The 15,585-nt window shown below is 61.5% G+C and carries 15 protein-coding genes; 12 read left to right on the top strand and 3 right to left on the bottom strand.

Features of this window, described 5'->3' with window-relative positions; genetic code table 11:
* The first annotated feature begins 200 nt into the window (after nt 1–200).
* Both NTD82_RS08170 and bfr read left to right on the top strand, forming a co-directional pair.
* Nucleotides 201–422 (top strand): bacterioferritin-associated ferredoxin, encoded by a 222-nt coding sequence (locus NTD82_RS08170; RefSeq protein WP_095154891.1) that lies wholly within the window; start codon nt 201–203, stop codon nt 420–422.
* Between the two features lie 208 nt (nt 423–630).
* Nucleotides 631–1,101 (top strand): bacterioferritin, encoded by a 471-nt coding sequence (gene bfr, locus NTD82_RS08165; protein ID WP_095154890.1) that lies wholly within the window; start codon nt 631–633, stop codon nt 1,099–1,101.
* Nucleotides 1,102–1,242: 141 nt separating this feature from the next.
* On the opposite strand, the gene grxD is transcribed toward bfr, so the two are convergent.
* Nucleotides 1,243–1,578, bottom strand: a complete 336-nt coding sequence (grxD, locus tag NTD82_RS08160) for a Grx4 family monothiol glutaredoxin (protein ID WP_095154889.1) — start codon at nt 1,576–1,578, stop codon at nt 1,243–1,245.
* A 91-nt stretch (nt 1,579–1,669) separates the two neighbouring features.
* Nucleotides 1,670–3,778 carry a molybdopterin oxidoreductase family protein gene (locus tag NTD82_RS08155; protein ID WP_262128348.1) on the bottom strand — a complete coding sequence of 703 codons (2,109 nt, stop codon included), beginning with the start codon at nt 3,776–3,778 and terminating at the stop codon, nt 1,670–1,672.
* A gap of 396 nt (nt 3,779–4,174) precedes the next feature.
* On the opposite strand from NTD82_RS08155, the gene argF reads away from it, so the two are divergent.
* Nucleotides 4,175–5,095, top strand: a complete 921-nt coding sequence (gene argF / locus NTD82_RS08150) for an ornithine carbamoyltransferase (RefSeq protein ID WP_095154975.1) — start codon at nt 4,175–4,177, stop codon at nt 5,093–5,095.
* Entirely contained in the window at nt 5,092–6,201 is a 1,110-nt protein-coding gene (locus NTD82_RS08145) for an ABC transporter ATP-binding protein (RefSeq protein ID WP_095154887.1), read from the top strand. The genes argF and NTD82_RS08145 overlap by 4 nt, the downstream gene beginning before the upstream one ends.
* 54 nt (nt 6,202–6,255) lie before the next feature.
* Here NTD82_RS08145 and ybaK read toward each other — a convergent pair whose 3' ends face one another.
* Entirely contained in the window at nt 6,256–6,726 is a 471-nt protein-coding gene (gene ybaK, locus NTD82_RS08140; RefSeq protein ID WP_095154886.1) for a Cys-tRNA(Pro) deacylase, read from the bottom strand.
* 297 nt (nt 6,727–7,023) lie between these two features.
* Here ybaK and NTD82_RS08135 point away from each other — a divergent pair, with 297 nt between their 5' ends.
* The 8 genes from NTD82_RS08135 (at nt 7,024) to NTD82_RS08100 (ending at nt 15,532) form a co-directional block, all read left to right on the top strand.
* Nucleotides 7,024–7,872, top strand: coding sequence for an MIP/aquaporin family protein (locus tag NTD82_RS08135; protein ID WP_262128344.1), 849 nt, complete (start codon nt 7,024–7,026; stop codon nt 7,870–7,872).
* A 57-nt stretch (nt 7,873–7,929) separates the two neighbouring features.
* A complete protein-coding gene (glpK, locus tag NTD82_RS08130; protein WP_262128343.1) occupies nt 7,930–9,429 on the top strand; it encodes a glycerol kinase GlpK in 1,500 nt (499 codons plus the stop codon).
* A 127-nt stretch (nt 9,430–9,556) separates the two neighbouring features.
* Nucleotides 9,557–10,312 (top strand): DeoR/GlpR family transcriptional regulator, encoded by a 756-nt coding sequence (locus NTD82_RS08125; RefSeq protein WP_262128341.1) that lies wholly within the window; start codon nt 9,557–9,559, stop codon nt 10,310–10,312.
* 185 nt (nt 10,313–10,497) lie between these two features.
* Nucleotides 10,498–12,030, top strand: coding sequence for a glycerol-3-phosphate dehydrogenase (glpD, locus tag NTD82_RS08120; protein ID WP_262128340.1), 1,533 nt, complete (start codon nt 10,498–10,500; stop codon nt 12,028–12,030).
* 331 nt (nt 12,031–12,361) lie between these two features.
* The gene (locus tag NTD82_RS08115; RefSeq protein ID WP_095154881.1) at nt 12,362–13,285 is read left to right on the top strand and encodes a glutamate/aspartate ABC transporter substrate-binding protein; all 924 of its coding nucleotides are present in this window, start codon (nt 12,362–12,364) and stop codon (nt 13,283–13,285) included.
* A gap of 98 nt (nt 13,286–13,383) precedes the next feature.
* The gene (locus NTD82_RS08110) at nt 13,384–14,130 is read left to right on the top strand and encodes an amino acid ABC transporter permease (protein WP_095154880.1); all 747 of its coding nucleotides are present in this window, start codon (nt 13,384–13,386) and stop codon (nt 14,128–14,130) included.
* Nucleotides 14,130–14,801, top strand: a complete 672-nt coding sequence (locus NTD82_RS08105; RefSeq protein WP_095154879.1) for an amino acid ABC transporter permease — start codon at nt 14,130–14,132, stop codon at nt 14,799–14,801. Before NTD82_RS08110 ends, NTD82_RS08105 begins: the two co-directional genes overlap by 1 nt.
* The gene (locus NTD82_RS08100) at nt 14,798–15,532 is read left to right on the top strand and encodes an amino acid ABC transporter ATP-binding protein (RefSeq protein WP_262128336.1); all 735 of its coding nucleotides are present in this window, start codon (nt 14,798–14,800) and stop codon (nt 15,530–15,532) included. The genes NTD82_RS08105 and NTD82_RS08100 overlap by 4 nt, the downstream gene beginning before the upstream one ends.
* Nucleotides 15,533–15,585 lie beyond the last annotated feature (53 nt).

Genomic DNA, 15,585 nt, shown 5'->3' with positions numbered 1-15,585 from the left:
ACTACGCAGGCGATCGAAGTCGCCTGACACGAGTTGGGCATCATACACCGCGCTGCGCGGGACGCCGAGTAATGGCGATCAGACAGTTTGACCTACCGGCGGTCGCTCTATCTCGCGGCTCACAAGAAGAGTTTTGACAAGCATTCTCATTAACATTAAGCTTCGTTCCATTGAGTCCGCCACCCTGATGGTCTTCTTCTATGTATGTGTGTCTTTGTGTTGGTGTAACCGACGGACAGATCCGCGATGCGATCTATGAAGGATGCTGTAGCTACAAGGAAGTCCGCGCCGCCACCAACGTGGCCAGCCAATGTGGCAAGTGTGCGTGTGTTGCCAAGCAGGTCGTCCGCGAGACCCTGACTGAAATCCAGGCCAGCCAGGCTTCTGCCCTGCCTTATCCCGTGGAATTCTCCGCCGCCTGAAAAAATCTTTTCCCCATTTATAAAGAACCGGACCTAGTGTCCGGTTTTTTTATTCCCATAATTCAACTAGTTAGGTGTAAAACGCGGAACACAAACATTCTTATTCCGATTAATTTTCACTTATTATTCAATAACTTAGGTTTGACAGAGAAAGTTGCCAGGCTCAAACTCCTGCTTATTGGCACACTTGAAGAGCAGGACCTCAATCATGAAAGGCGACGTAAGCGTCATCCAGCATCTCAACAAGATCCTCGGAAACGAGCTGGTCGCGATCAACCAATACTTCCTGCATGCGCGCATGTACGAAGACTGGGGCCTGGAAAAACTCGGCAAGCACGAATACAAAGAATCCATCGACGAGATGAAGCACGCTGACAAACTGATCAAGCGCATTCTCTTCCTCGAAGGCATCCCCAACGTCCAGGACCTGGGCAAGCTGCTGATCGGCGAGCACACCCGCGAAATGCTGGAATGTGACCTGAAGATCGAGCAGAAAGGCCTGATCGACCTGAAAGCCGCCATCGCTCACTGCGAAACCGCTGGAGACTTCGGTAGCCGCGAACTGCTGGAAGACATCCTCGAGGCCGAGGAAGAGCATATCGACTGGTTGGAAACCCAGTTGAGCCTGATCGACAAGGTTGGTCTGGAAAACTACCTGCAATCGCAGATGGGTGAGTAGCGCAGCCGCGAGCTTCAAGCTCCCAGTTGCAAGATAAAAGCGCCGCGCGCCTTCAAGGGCCGCGGCGCTTTTTTTCATTCAGAGGCACCAGATATGAAAAAGCCCCGCATCGCGGGGCTCTTCATGACGGCTGGCAGGTGATCAGGCTTCGGAAGCCTTGGCCTTGGCAGCAGCTTCTTTGATCAGGGTCTGCAGCTCACCATTGGCGGCCATCTCGATCATGATGTCGCTACCGCCGACCAGCTCACCGGCCACCCACAGTTGTGGGAAGGTTGGCCAGTTGGCGTACTTCGGCAGGTTGGCGCGAATTTCCGGGTTCTGCAGGATGTCCACGTAAGCGAACTTCTCGCCGCAGCCCATTACGGCTTGCGCCGCTTTTGCCGAAAAGCCGCACTGCGGGGCATTCGGCGAGCCTTTCATGTAAAGCAGAACGGTGTTGTTGGCGATCTGCTCTTTGATTGTTTCGATGATATCCATGAAGCACCTCGGCTGAACTTTCCGACCTGGTTGTCGGCACGGTGGCGAATTGTATCGGAAAGCCGAGCACGACGCTCGGCCTTGCCGACAATCATGCAGCAACCACCTCCACCGGCACACCGTTGAGCACCGCATTGCCGGACAACGCGTCGAGCAGACGGTCATCGGTCAGGTCGTTGGCACTGGCCCCGGACTGCGCCCGCGCGATGTCCAGCAGCACGCCGGGCCTGGCGTGGCCGAAACCGTGGGGCAGGCTGACCACGCCGCGCATCATGTCGGTGCTGGCCTGCACATCCACCTCGATGCTGCCGACCCGCGACGTCACCCTCACCCGCTGCCCATCCTGCAATTGGCGCCCGGCCAGGTCCTCCGGGTGCATCAACAATTGATGGCGGGGCTTGCCTTTGACCAGTCGATGATAGTTGTGCATCCAGGAATTGTTGCTGCGCACATGGCGCCGGCCAATCAGCAGCAACTGCGCGGCGCTGGGTGGCTGTTGCGCGGCAAAGCGCTGCAGGTCGGCGAGGATCTCCGCCGGGGCCGCTTCGATGGCGCCACTCGCGGTTTTCAGGCGTCCGCTCAGATTGGGCTGCAAAGGGCCCAGATCGATGCCATGCGGGTGCTGGTCGAGCGTCTCCAGTGACAGGCCGAACGCCGAACCTTCCCCGTAACGCCCGCCGCGCAGGCCCAGATCAATCATCTGCGCGGGCGGCAGGGTCGGTTTGAGGGGTTTGTCGCTGATCGCCGCGAAGGCCCGTGCCAGGCCGACGAAAATCTCCCAGTCATGCAGCGCGCCCTGGGGCTTGGGCAGGATCGCCCGGTTGAAGCGAGAAACGTTGCGCACCGCGAACAGGTTGAACGTGGTGTCGTAGTGATCGTTCTCCAGTGCGGAGGTCGATGGCAGGATGAGGTCGGCGTAGCGCGTGGTCTCGTTGATATAGAGATCGATGCTGAGCATGAACTCCAGGCCGTCCAGCGCTTGTTCGAGCTGTCGGCCATTGGGCGTGGACAACGCCGGGTTGCCGGCCACGGTCACCAGCGCGCGTACCTGTCCTTCGCCTTCGGTGAGCATCTCTTCAGCCAAGGCTGACACCGGCAGCTCGCCGCCATATTCAGGCAGCCCGGATACCCGGCTCTGCCACTGATTGAAATGCCCGCCGCTGGTGGTCGCCACCAGGTCCACCGCAGGTTCGGTGCACAGCGCGCCGCCGACGCGGTCGAGGTTACCGCTGACCAGGTTGATCAACTGCACCAACCAGTGACAAAGCGTGCCGAACGCCTGGGTCGACACCCCCATGCGCCCATAACACACCGCCTTGTCCGCCGCCGCGAAGTCCCGCGCCAGCTGCCGAATCAGCCCCGCATCGATACCGCACAGCAGGCTCATGATCTCCGGCGTGAACGACTGCAGGGCCTCGCGAACCTGATCCAGGCCGTTGACCGGCAAATGCGTCACGCGGGTCAGGTTTTCCTCGAACAGGGTGTTGAGCACGCCACAGAGCAGCGCCGCGTCGCCTCCCGGACGGACGAACAGATGCTGATCCGCCATCGCCGCGGTTTCGCTGCGCCGCGGATCGACCACAACCAGCTTGCCGCCGCGCGCCTGGAGCGCCTTCAGCCGCTTCTCGACATCCGGCACGGTCATGATGCTGCCGTTGGAGGCCAGCGGGTTGCCGCCGAGGATCAACATGAAATCGGTGTGGTCGATGTCCGGGATCGGCAGCAACAGGCCGTGCCCGTACATCAGGTAGCTGGTCAGGTGATGCGGCAATTGGTCGACCGACGTCGCGGAAAAGCGGTTGCGGGTCTTGAGCAGGCCGAGGAAGTAGTTGCTGTGGGTCATCAGCCCGTAGTTGTGCACGCTCGGGTTGCCCTGGTAGACCGCGACGGCATTCTGGCCGTGTCGCTGCTGGATGTCGTAAAGCTTGCGGGCGGTCAGCTCGAAGGCTTCTTCCCAGGGAATGGGCAGCCATTGGTCGCCAACACGGACGACCGGCCCGCGCAGGCGATTGGGGTCGTTCTGAATGTCCTGCAGCGCCACCGCCTTGGGGCAGATGTGGCCGCGACTGAAACTGTCCTGGGCATCGCCCTTGATCGAGGTGATACGCGGGGCGCCGCCCTCCTCGGTATCAAGCTCGAAGGTCAGGCCGCAGATGGCCTCGCACAGGTGACAGGCTCGGTGGTGCACGGTCTTGGTCATGGCCGCCTCTTGTTCTCGGATCAGGGGGGAGTGCCGTCCCCGACTATGGCCCCGGCATGCGCGGGCTGCCAGCGACCTTCGCGGCGTGAATCCCCGGGCATCAGGAGGAACGATGGTTCCAGATGACCGACAAAGCCTGGCCGATTCATTGCCAAGCCCGTCTGGGGCAGTGTAAAAAGCTCTCTTGCTCTGGAAAAAGAAGCAGACCAACGGCTTGCCCAAATCCCCGGCTCACGCCATGGATGCAGCCCCACTTGGTAAGACGCGACATTTAATTATAGTATTGCGCCTTCCCCTATTTCGTCGCCCCGTGCGGCTTTCGCCGCAGGTCTCATCCGTGTTTCCGAAAAACCGGTTTTTGCTGATCTGCGGTCTGTTGCAAAAAGGTAGTCAATGATGAGCGCTAGGCACTTTCTCTCCCTGATGGATTTCACCGCCGAAGAACTGGTCAGTGTGATCCGCCGAGGGATCGAGCTGAAAGACCTGCGTAACCGCGGCGTACTCTTCGAGCCCCTGAAAAACCGCGTGCTGGGCATGATCTTCGAGAAATCCTCGACCCGTACCCGGCTGTCCTTCGAAGCCGGCATGATCCAGCTCGGCGGCCAGGCCATCTTCCTGTCCCCGCGCGATACCCAACTGGGCCGTGGCGAGCCGATCGGCGACTGCGCCATCGTCATGTCGCGCATGCTCGATGCGGTCATGATCCGTACCTTTGCCCACAGCACCCTGACCGAATTCGCCGCCAATTCGCGGGTTCCGGTGATCAACGGCCTGTCCGACGACCTGCACCCGTGCCAGTTGCTGGCCGACATGCAGACCTTCCTCGAACACCGCGGCTCGATCCAGGGCAAGACCGTGGCCTGGATCGGCGACGGCAACAATATGTGCAACAGCTATATAGAAGCGGCCATCCAGTTCGACTTCCAGTTGCGCATCGCCTGCCCGGAAGGCTACGAGCCGAACCCGAAATTCGTCGCCCAGGCCGGTGACCGCGTGCAGATCGTCCGCGACCCGAAGGAAGCGGTACGCGGTGCACATCTGGTCAGCACCGATGTCTGGACTTCCATGGGCCAGGAAGAGGAAACTGCACGGCGCCTGGAGCGGTTCGCGCCTTATCAGGTCAACCGCGCACTGCTCGACCTGGCAGCCCCCGATGCCCTGTTCATGCACTGCCTGCCCGCCCACCGTGGCGAGGAAATCAGTGTGGACCTGCTCGACGACCCTCGTTCGGTCGCCTGGGACCAGGCGGAAAACCGTCTGCATGCACAGAAGGCGCTTCTCGAATTCCTTGTTGAACCGGCCTACCACCACGCATGAGTCGTCCCCTATTGCTCAACCTGCGCAACCTCGCCTGCGGCTATGGCGAGGCGCGCATCGTCCAGAACCTCAACCTGCACCTGAACGCCGGTGACATCGGCTGCCTGCTGGGCTCCTCGGGTTGCGGCAAGACCACCACCCTGCGCGCCATCGCCGGCTTCGAGCCGATCCACGATGGCGACATCCAGTTGGCCGGCGAGACCATCTCCAAGGCTGGGTTCACCCTGGCGCCGGAGAAACGCCGAATCGGCATGGTGTTCCAGGACTACGCGCTGTTCCCACACCTGACGGTGGCGGACAACGTCGCGTTCGGCATCGGCAAACACCCGCACAAGCAGCAGGTGGTCAAGGAGATGCTCGAACTGGTCAAGCTCGACGGCCTCGGCGGGCGCTACCCGCACGAGCTTTCCGGTGGCCAGCAGCAACGGGTCGCCCTGGCCCGCGCCCTGGCACCCGAGCCGCAGTTGCTGCTGCTGGACGAACCCTTCTCCAACCTCGACGTGGAACTTCGCCGGCGCCTCAGCCACGAAGTCCGCGACATCCTCAAGAGCCGCGGCACCAGTGCGATCCTGGTGACACACGACCAGGAAGAAGCCTTCGCCGTCAGCGACCATGTCGGCGTCTTCAAGGAAGGCCGGCTGGAGCAGTGGGATACGCCCTACAACCTGTACCACGAGCCGGCGACCCCGTTCGTTGCCAGCTTCATCGGTCAGGGCTATTTCATTCGCGGCCAGTTGCTCGACCCGGAGACGGTCCAGACCGAACTCGGCACGCTGCGCGGCAACCGCGCCTATGCGCTGCCGGTCGGCGGCGCGGTGGATGTGCTGTTGCGGCCTGATGACATCATCCATGCCCCGGACAGTACCCTGAGCGCGCGGATCAACGGCAAGAGCTTCCAGGGCGCCTCAACGCTGTACCGCCTGCAACTGGGCACCGGCACCCAGCTCGAAGCGATCTTCCCGAGCCATATCGATTACCAGATTGGCCAGGACGTCGGGATTGCCGTTGCGGCGGATCACCTGGTGCTGTTCGCTGCTTCAGGCAGTGTCGAAGCGAGGTTGCCGGCTGGCGAGAGCGGCGTTCGCCGATACGGCTCGGTCAGCTGATACAAAAAAGGCCGCCACAATCGTGGCGGCCTTTTCGTTGGGGCATCCCCGTTTCTATTCGCGACCAATATCCGCGAACTTGCCCTGGGTGTGCTCAGCAAGTACCGCAGCCGCCAGCTCCACCTCCAGCCCACGCCGTCCGGCGCTGACATGAATCGTCTCGTGAGCCTCGGCCGATTGGTCGATAAAAGTGCGCAGACGTTTCTTCTGACCCAGCGGGCTGATTCCGCCCAACAAGTAGCCCGTTGAACGCTGCGCTGCGGCGGGGTCAGCCATTTCGCACTTCTTCACGCCCGCCGCCTGGGCCAGTGCCTTCAGATCGAGGCTGCCGCCCACCGGCACCACCGCCACCAGCAACTCGCCCTTCTCACTGCTGGCCAGCAGGGTCTTGAACACCCGCTTGGGGTCCAGACCGAGTTTTTCAGCAGCCTCCAGGCCGTAGGACGCGGCCTTGGGGTCGTGTTCATAACTGTGAATGCGGTGTTCGGCGCGAACTTTCTTCAACAGGTCCAGAGCAGGGGTCATGCGGGGCTCCAACATTCGTTCTGTATTCGGCGGCTACTGTAGGACAAATCGTGTGCCACAACCATTGGCCTGTAGGACACGAACATGACAACTCGTAGGCCGGCAGTCAGATTATGAATGACAGTTCACTTTCGACCTTTGACATCAGCGTTTCTTGTCTATATTTTTTCGAATCTGAATATCGGTGATGCCCTTATAAGGTGCATTTCTATCGTCTGCCTGACCGAAATGGGGATTTCGTTCGGGTTTCTGTCGAGCGCTCACTGCGCCTCACAACAACAAAAACCGAGGTATCGAATGACGACTGCTCTACAACAACCGACGTTGTCCAGCCAATGCATGGCCGAATTCTTCGGCACCGCACTGTTGATCTTCTTCGGTACTGGCTGTGTTGCCGCGCTCAAGGTGGCGGGTGCCAGCTTCGGCCTGTGGGAAATCAGCATCATCTGGGGGGTGGGCGTCAGCATGGCGATCTACCTCACCGCCGGGATTTCCGGCGCGCACCTGAACCCCGCCGTGAGTATCGCGCTGTGCCTGTTCGCCGGTTTCGAGAAGGGCAAGCTGCCGTTCTACATCGTCGCCCAGATCGCCGGCGCCTTCTGCGGCGCGGCGCTGGTCTACACGCTCTACAGCAGCCTGTTCTTCGATTACGAACAAACCCACCAGATGATTCGCGGCAGCCAGGCCAGCCTCGAACTGGCCTCGGTGTTCTCCACCTACCCGCACCCGGCGCTGTCCACCGGTCAGGCGTTCCTCGTTGAAGTGATCATCACCGCGATTCTCATGGCCGTGATCATGGCCCTCACCGATGACAACAACGGCCTGCCGCGCGGCGCCCTCGCCCCACTGCTGATCGGCCTGCTGATCGCCGTGATCGGCAGCGCCATGGGCCCGCTGACCGGCTTCGCGATGAACCCGGCACGTGATTTCGGCCCCAAACTGATGACATTCCTGGCTGGCTGGGGCGAAGTAGCCTTCACCGGCGGCCGTGATATTCCCTACTTCCTCGTTCCGGTTTTCGCGCCGATCATGGGAGCGGGCCTTGGCGCCGCCCTGTACCGCGGCGTGTTCGCCCGAAGCCTGCCCAGCGCCGCTGCCAGCACCCCGACCGACGACAAGACCCAGGGCAACACCCAGACTTCCTGATCCGCACGCGGACAGAGCTGCCCTGACTCCAACCTATTTCACTGCAAGGCCAACGACATGACAGACCGTCAGAACAAGAACTACATCATTGCCCTCGACCAGGGCACGACCAGTTCGCGGGCCATCATTTTCGACCGCGATGCCAACGTGGTCGGCACCTCCCAGCGCGAGTTCGCCCAACACTACCCGCAGGCCGGCTGGGTCGAGCACGACCCGATGGAAATCTTCGCCACCCAGAGCGCAACCATGGTCGAAGCCCTGGCTCAGGCGGGCATCAGCCACGACCAGGTCGCCGCCATCGGTATCACCAACCAGCGTGAAACCACGGTGGTCTGGGACAAGGAAACCGGTCGCCCGGTGTACAACGCCATCGTCTGGCAGTGCCGACGCAGCACCGAGATCTGCGAACAGCTCAAGCGCGACGGCCTGCAGGACTACATCCGCGAAACCACTGGCCTGGTCACCGACCCCTACTTCTCCGGCACCAAGCTCAAGTGGATCCTCGACAATATCGAAGGCGCCCGCGAGCGCGCCGAGCGCGGCGACCTGCTGTTCGGCACCGTCGATAGCTGGCTGATCTGGAAATTCTCCGGCGGCAAGGTTCACGTCACCGACTACACCAACGCCTCGCGCACCCTGCTCTTCAACATCCACACGCTGCAGTGGGATGACAAGATGCTGGAAGTGCTGGGCATCCCGCGGAAGATGCTGCCCGAAGTTCGTTCGTCCTCGGAAATCTACGGCAAGACCAAGAGCGGCATCGACATCGCCGGTATCGCCGGCGACCAGCAGGCCGCGCTGTTCGGCCAGATGTGCGTGGAGCCAGGCCAGGCCAAGAACACCTACGGCACCGGCTGCTTCCTGCTGATGAACACCGGCGACAAAGCCGTGCAGTCCTCCCACGGCCTGCTGACCACCATCGCCTGTGGCCCGCGTGGCGAAGTGGCCTACGCACTGGAAGGCGCCGTGTTCAACGGTGGCTCCACCGTGCAGTGGCTGCGCGACGAACTGAAGATCGTCAACGACGCCCACGACACCGAGTACTTCGCCAGCAAGGTCAAGGACAGCAACGGCGTGTACCTGGTGCCGGCCTTCACCGGCCTTGGCGCACCTTATTGGGATCCTTACGCCCGTGGCGCGCTGTTCGGCCTGACCCGCGGGGTCAAGGTGGACCACATCATCCGCGCCGCACTGGAGTCGATCGCATTCCAGACCCGCGATGTCCTCGACGCCATGCAGCAGGACTGCGGCCAACGCCTCAGCGCGCTGCGCGTGGACGGTGGCGCGGTAGCCAACAATTTCCTGATGCAATTCCAGGCCGACATCCTCGGCACCTGTGTCGAGCGTCCGCAGATGCGCGAAACCACCGCCCTCGGCGCCGCCTACCTGGCGGGCCTGGCCTGTGGCTTCTGGAGCGGCCTGGACGAATTGCGCGGCAAGGCGCTGATCGAGCGCGAATTCACCCCGCAACTGGCGGAAGCGGAGAAGGAAAAACTCTACAGCGGCTGGCTCAAGGCCGTTGATCGCACGCGCGACTGGGAACCCCACGAAGAGTAAGCAGTGCGTACAGGGCGCATCCGCAATGGATGCGCCCTGTGCTACGCGGCTGCCGCACTCAGGCTGGTCCCCGGCTACTTCCTACGGCATCATTGCAGCATTTTTCGGCCGCCCCTGAAGGACGCCCATGAATCTGCCTCCCCGCCAACAACAAATTCTCGAACTGGTCCGCGAACGCGGCTACGTCAGTATCGAAGAAATGGCGCAATTGTTCGTCGTCACCCCGCAAACCATCCGCCGCGATATCAACCAACTGGCGGAGGTCAATCTGCTGCGGCGCTATCACGGTGGCGCGGCCTACGACTCCAGCATCGAAAACACCGCCTACGCCATGCGCGCCGACCAGATGCGCGATGAGAAACAGCGCATCGCCGAAGCCGTGGCCCGGCAGATCCCCGATAACGCCTCGCTGTTCATCAATATCGGCACCACCACCGAGTCCATCGCCCGCGCCTTGCTCAACCACAATCACCTGAAAATCATCACCAACAACCTGCATGTCGCTTCGATCCTCAGTGCCAAGGACGACTTCGAAGTGCTGCTGGCCGGCGGCAATGTGCGCCGCGACGGCGGTGTGGTGGGCCAGGCCAGCGTCGACTTCATCAACCAGTTCAAGGTCGATTTCGCCCTGGTGGGCATCAGCGGCATCGACGAAGACGGCAGCCTGCTGGACTTCGACTACCAGGAAGTGCGCGTTTCCCAGGCGATCATCGCCAATGCCCGGCAAGTGATCCTCGCCGCCGACTCCAGCAAGTTCGGCCGCAACGCCATGGTCCGCCTCGGCTCGATCAGCCTGATCGACTGCCTGGTAACCGACCAGGCTCCCGTCGCCGCCCTGAGCCAGTTGCTCAACCAGAACAAGATCCGCCTCGAAGTGGTGTGACGGCCCCGCAACCGCCATCGTAAGGGTGGCGGTTTCAATGTTCGGTTTTTTTCACTTATTTGTAACCAGATCAGTATTTTCTATGGAAAGTCACTGGTCGGCGGCTTTCCGTTCGGCTAACATTTTCGAATACGAACATTAATGTTCAGAAAAGATACCAGAACGACTTTACAAGAGGCCGCGCCGTGTCCAATTCCAGCTCCCCCATCCTTGCCGAAATCTATGACGTTGCCGTCATCGGTGGTGGCATCAATGGTGTCGGCATCGCCGCCGACGCTGCCGGACGCGGTCTTTCGGTGTTCCTCTGCGAAAAGGACGACCTCGCCAGCCACACCTCATCGGCCAGCAGCAAGCTGATCCACGGTGGCCTGCGCTATCTCGAACATTACGAATTCCGCCTGGTGCGCGAAGCCCTCGCCGAACGCGAAGTGCTGCTGGCCAAGGCTCCGCACATCGTCAAGCCGATGCGTTTCGTTCTGCCGCACCGCCCTCACCTGCGTCCGGGCTGGATGATCCGTGCCGGCCTGTTCCTCTACGACAACCTGGGCAAGCGCAAGCAACTTGGCGCCTCGCGCAGCTTGCGCTTCGGCCCGGGCAGCCCGCTCAAGCCGGCCATCACCCGCGGTTTCGAATACGCCGACTGCGCGGTGGACGATGCCCGCCTGGTGGTGCTCAACGCCATGGCCGCCCGTGAGCGCGGCGCGCACATCCTCACCCGCACCCGCTGCCTGAGCGCGCGTCGCAGCGGCAAGCTGTGGAACGTGCAGGTCGAACGCGCCGACGGCAGCCAGCAGACCATCCAGGCCCGCTCGCTGGTCAACGCCGCCGGCCCGTGGGTGGCCAAGTTCATCAAGGATGACCTGAAGCTCGACGCGCCCTACGGCATCCGCCTGATCCAGGGCAGCCACCTGATCGTGCCGAAGCTGTACGAAGGCGAACATGCCTACATCCTGCAGAACGAAGACCAGCGCATCGTGTTCTGCATTCCTTACCTGGAACGCTTCACCCTGATCGGCACCACCGACCGCGAATACAGCGGCGATCCCGCTCAGGTGGCAATCACCGAAGCCGAGACCGACTACCTGCTCAACGTGGTCAACCAGCACTTCAATCATCAACTCAGCCGCAGCGACATCCTCCACACCTATTCCGGTGTGCGTCCGCTGTGCAACGACGAGTCGGACAACCCCTCGGCGGTCACCCGCGACTACACCCTGGCGTTGTCTTCGGAAAACGGCCAGGCGCCACTGCTGTCGGTGTTCGGCGGCAAACTGACCACCTACCGCAAGCTGGCCGAATCGGCCATGGGCGAACTGGCCCCCTGGTTTACCCAAATGACCGGAAGCTGGACCGCCACCGCACCGCTGCCCGGCGGTGAAGGCATGAGCACGCCGCAAGCCCTTTGCGACGAAATCCTCGCCCGCCACGGCTGGCTGCCTGCCGCCCTGGCCAAACGCTGGGCGCTGACCTACGGCAGCCGTACCCTGGCGCTGCTGGAAGGCGCGCAAGGTCCGGAAGATCTGGGCGAAGCCATCGGTGGTGGCCTGTTCAGCCGTGAAGTGGATTACCTGTGCCGCGAAGAATGGGCGCTGAACGCCGACGACATTCTGTGGCGCCGCAGCAAACTGGGGCTGTTCCTGAGCGCCTCGGAACAGCAGGCGCTGCGTGAGTATCTGCAGCGGGTCGAGCTGAAGCGTGGTCGGGTGCAGGCTGCCTGAATCGCGGCGGTTGACACGGAACCCGTGGGAGCAGCCCATCGCGGCTAACAGCCACTCTCACAAGTTCCGCGTCAACCCCATCGCCGCCTTCGTTCGGCTTTCCGAACGCCAACCTTCGTAAGATTCGGCCTACCGTACACAGCCTCCTGTCAAACGCCCGTCAAATAACCCTGCTATCCAGTAAAACCGGGCCTTCATGACCGAAGTCAGCGCCTGGCACGACTCATGCTCTACACTCAGTACCCGAATGCGCAAACGCTTTATTGCAGTGTTCGCTGAACGAAACGGCCGACAACGGCCTCATAAAAAAAACAACGTCGAGGAAAATTAGATGCGTATCGTTCGTCATCTGTTGGGCGCCGCTATCGCGGCCGCTGTGATCGCTTCGCCCGTCATGGCCGAAGAACTGACCGGCACCCTGAAGAAGATCAAGGACTCGGGCACCGTTACGCTGGGGCATCGGGACGCTTCCATTCCGTTTTCTTACATCGCCGACGCTTCGGGTAAACCGGTCGGTTACTCCCACGACATCCAGTTGGCAATCGTCGAGACCCTGAAAAAGGATCTGGACCTTCCCAACCTGAACGTCAAATACAACCTGGTCACCTCCCAGACCCGCATCCCGCTGGTCCAGAACGGCACCGTTGACGTCGAGTGTGGTTCCACCACCAACAACGTCGAGCGCCAGCAGCAGGTCGCCTTCTCGGTCGGCATCTTCGAAGTCGGTACCCGCCTGCTGACCAAGGTCAAGGACGGTCAACCCGCCTACAAGGACTTCCCGGACCTGGCCGGCAAGAACGTGGTGACCACCGCCGGTACCACCTCCGAGCGCATCCTCAAGGCCATGAACGCCGACAAGCAGATGAAGATGAACGTCATCTCGGCCAAGGACCACGGCGAGTCGTTCCAGATGCTCGAATCCGGTCGCGCCGTTGCCTTCATGATGGACGATGCCCTGCTCGCAGGCGAAATGGCCAAGGCCAAGAAGCCGACCGACTGGGTCGTTACCGGTACGCCGCAATCCTATGAAATCTACGGCTGCATGGTCCGCAAGGACGACGCACCGTTCAAGGCGGCGGTCGACAAGGCCATCGTCGCGCTCTACAAGTCGGGCGAGATCAACAAGATCTACGACAAGTGGTTCCAGCAGCCGGTCCCACCAAAAGGCCTGAACCTCGGCTTCCCGATGAGCGAAGAGCTCAAGGCGTTGATCGCCAACCCTACCGACAAAGCCGCGGACGAAAAGAAGTCCTGAATCCCGTTTAGTTAGTGTCTAACCTTTCATCCGAGGGCGCCCGCGCCCCCGGATGCTCGAAGGTGCCCGTGAAACAACTGATCTGAGGGGAGACCCCGATGAATTACAACTGGGACTGGGGCGTATTCTTCAAGTCCACCGGCGTGGGCGACGAGACCTACCTCGACTGGTACATCACCGGTCTGGGCTGGACCATCGCCATTGCGATCGCCGCCTGGATCATCGCGTTGCTGCTGGGCTCGGTCCTCGGCGTCATGCGCACCGTACCGAACCGCGTGGTATCGGGTATCGCCACCTGCTACGTGGAACTCTTCCGCAACGTACCGCTGCTGGTGCAACTGTTCATCTGGTACTTCCTGGTCCCCGACCTGTTGCCCGAAGGCCTGCAGGAATGGTTCAAGCAGGACCTCAACCCGACGACCTCGGCACTGATCAGCGTGGTCATCTGCCTCGGCCTGTTCACCGCCGCACGGGTCTGCGAACAGGTCCGCACCGGCATCCAGGCCCTGCCCCGCGGTCAGGAAGCCGCCGCCCGCGCCATGGGTTTCAGCCTCTCGCAGATCTACAGCAACGTGCTGCTGCCCCAGGCCTACCGGATCATCATTCCGCCGCTCACCTCGGAGTTCCTCAACGTCTTCAAGAACTCGTCGGTCGCCTCGCTGATCGGCCTGATGGAGCTGCTGGCGCAGACCAAGCAGACCGCCGAATTCTCCGCCAACCTGTTCGAAGCCTTCACCCTCGCCACGCTGATCTACTTCACCCTGAACATGGGCCTGATGCTGCTCATGCGCATGGTCGAGAAGAAAGTTTCGGTACCGGGCCTGATCTCCGTGGGAGGTAAATGATGGAACTGGACTTCAGCGGGATCATTCCCGCCCTGCCGGGCCTCTGGAACGGCATGCGCATGACCCTGCAACTGATGGTCATGGGCATCGTCGGCGGTATCGTGCTGGGCACTATCCTGGCGCTGATGCGGCTGTCATCGAACAAGCTGATGTCGAACCTGGCCGGTGCCTACGTCAACTATTTCCGCTCCATCCCGCTGCTGCTGGTGATCACCTGGTTCTACCTGGCGGTCCCCTTCGTGCTGCGCTGGATCACCGGCGAAGACACCCCGATCGGCGCGTTCACCTCCTGCGTCGTGGCGTTCATGATGTTCGAGGCGGCGTACTTCTGCGAAATCGTCCGTGCGGGCGTGCAGTCGATCGCCAAGGGCCAGATGGGCGCGGCACAAGCGCTGGGCATGACCTACGGCCAGACCATGCGCCTGATCATCCTGCCCCAGGCATTCCGCAAGATGACCCCGTTGCTGCTGCAACAGAGCATCATCCTGTTCCAGGACACCTCGCTGGTTTACACCGTCGGCCTGGTGGACTTTCTCAACTCGGCACGGGCCAGTGGCGACATCATCGGACGCTCGAATGAGTTCCTGATCTTCGCCGGCGTCGTGTACTTCGTCATCAGCTTCTCCGCTTCCTTCCTGGTCAAGCGTCTGCAGAAAAGGATAACCGTATGATTTCCATCAAGAACGTCAACAAGTGGTACGGCGACTTCCAGGTACTGACCGACTGCAATACCGAGGTCAAGAAAGGTGAAGTGGTGGTGGTCTGCGGGCCGTCCGGCTCGGGCAAATCGACCCTGATCAAGTGCGTCAACGCGCTGGAACCGTTCCAGAAAGGCGACATCATCGTCGACGGCACCTCCATCGCCGACCCGAAGACCAACCTGCCGAAGCTGCGCTCGCGGGTGGGCATGGTGTTCCAGCACTTCGAGCTGTTCCCGCACCTGACCATCACCGAGAACCTGACCATCGCCCAGCGCAAAGTGCTGGGTCGCAGCGATGCCGAAGCGAAAAAGAAAGGCCTGGCCCTGCTCGACCGCGTCGGCCTGAGCGCCCACGCCGGGAAGCACCCCGGCCAGCTTTCCGGCGGCCAGCAACAACGTGTCGCGATTGCCCGCGCACTGGCCATGGACCCGATCGTCATGCTGTTCGACGAACCGACCTCGGCCCTGGACCCGGAAATGGTCAGTGAAGTACTGGACGTCATGGTCCAGCTCGCCAACGAAGGCATGACCATGATGTGCGTGACCCACGAAATGGGCTTCGCCCGCAAGGTCGCCAACCGGGTCATCTTCATGGACAAGGGCAACATCATCGAGGACTGCACCAAGGAAGAATTCTTTGGTGACCAGAGCGTGCGTGACCAGCGTACCCAACACTTCCTCAGCAAGATCCTGCAGCACTAAGCAGACCGCAGCCCGCTGTCCGGTGTTCGCCGGGCAGCGGGCGCTGGTCGTCA

The sequence above is a fragment of the Pseudomonas sp. 5P_5.1_Bac1 genome, assembly GCF_025466015.1.
Classification (GTDB): domain Bacteria; phylum Pseudomonadota; class Gammaproteobacteria; order Pseudomonadales; family Pseudomonadaceae; genus Aquipseudomonas.
Note: the sequence above shows the minus strand (reverse complement) of the source record. Positions and strands in the feature narration are given on the sequence as shown.

Coding starts and splice junctions, on each gene's coding strand:
- NTD82_RS08115 (WP_095154881.1), top strand. CDS start 12,362: ATGCGTATCGTTCGTCATCTGTTGGGCGCCGCTATCGCGGCCGCTGTG.
- NTD82_RS08110 (WP_095154880.1), top strand. CDS start 13,384: ATGAATTACAACTGGGACTGGGGCGTATTCTTCAAGTCCACCGGCGTG.
- NTD82_RS08145 (WP_095154887.1), top strand. CDS start 5,092: ATGAGTCGTCCCCTATTGCTCAACCTGCGCAACCTCGCCTGCGGCTAT.
- argF (WP_095154975.1), top strand. CDS start 4,175: ATGAGCGCTAGGCACTTTCTCTCCCTGATGGATTTCACCGCCGAAGAA.
- bfr (WP_095154890.1), top strand. CDS start 631: ATGAAAGGCGACGTAAGCGTCATCCAGCATCTCAACAAGATCCTCGGA.
- glpK (WP_262128343.1), top strand. CDS start 7,930: ATGACAGACCGTCAGAACAAGAACTACATCATTGCCCTCGACCAGGGC.
- NTD82_RS08170 (WP_095154891.1), top strand. CDS start 201: ATGTATGTGTGTCTTTGTGTTGGTGTAACCGACGGACAGATCCGCGAT.
- grxD (WP_095154889.1), bottom strand. CDS start 1,578: ATGGATATCATCGAAACAATCAAAGAGCAGATCGCCAACAACACCGTT.
- ybaK (WP_095154886.1), bottom strand. CDS start 6,726: ATGACCCCTGCTCTGGACCTGTTGAAGAAAGTTCGCGCCGAACACCGC.
- NTD82_RS08155 (WP_262128348.1), bottom strand. CDS start 3,778: ATGACCAAGACCGTGCACCACCGAGCCTGTCACCTGTGCGAGGCCATC.
- NTD82_RS08135 (WP_262128344.1), top strand. CDS start 7,024: ATGACGACTGCTCTACAACAACCGACGTTGTCCAGCCAATGCATGGCC.
- NTD82_RS08125 (WP_262128341.1), top strand. CDS start 9,557: ATGAATCTGCCTCCCCGCCAACAACAAATTCTCGAACTGGTCCGCGAA.
- NTD82_RS08100 (WP_262128336.1), top strand. CDS start 14,798: ATGATTTCCATCAAGAACGTCAACAAGTGGTACGGCGACTTCCAGGTA.
- NTD82_RS08105 (WP_095154879.1), top strand. CDS start 14,130: ATGGAACTGGACTTCAGCGGGATCATTCCCGCCCTGCCGGGCCTCTGG.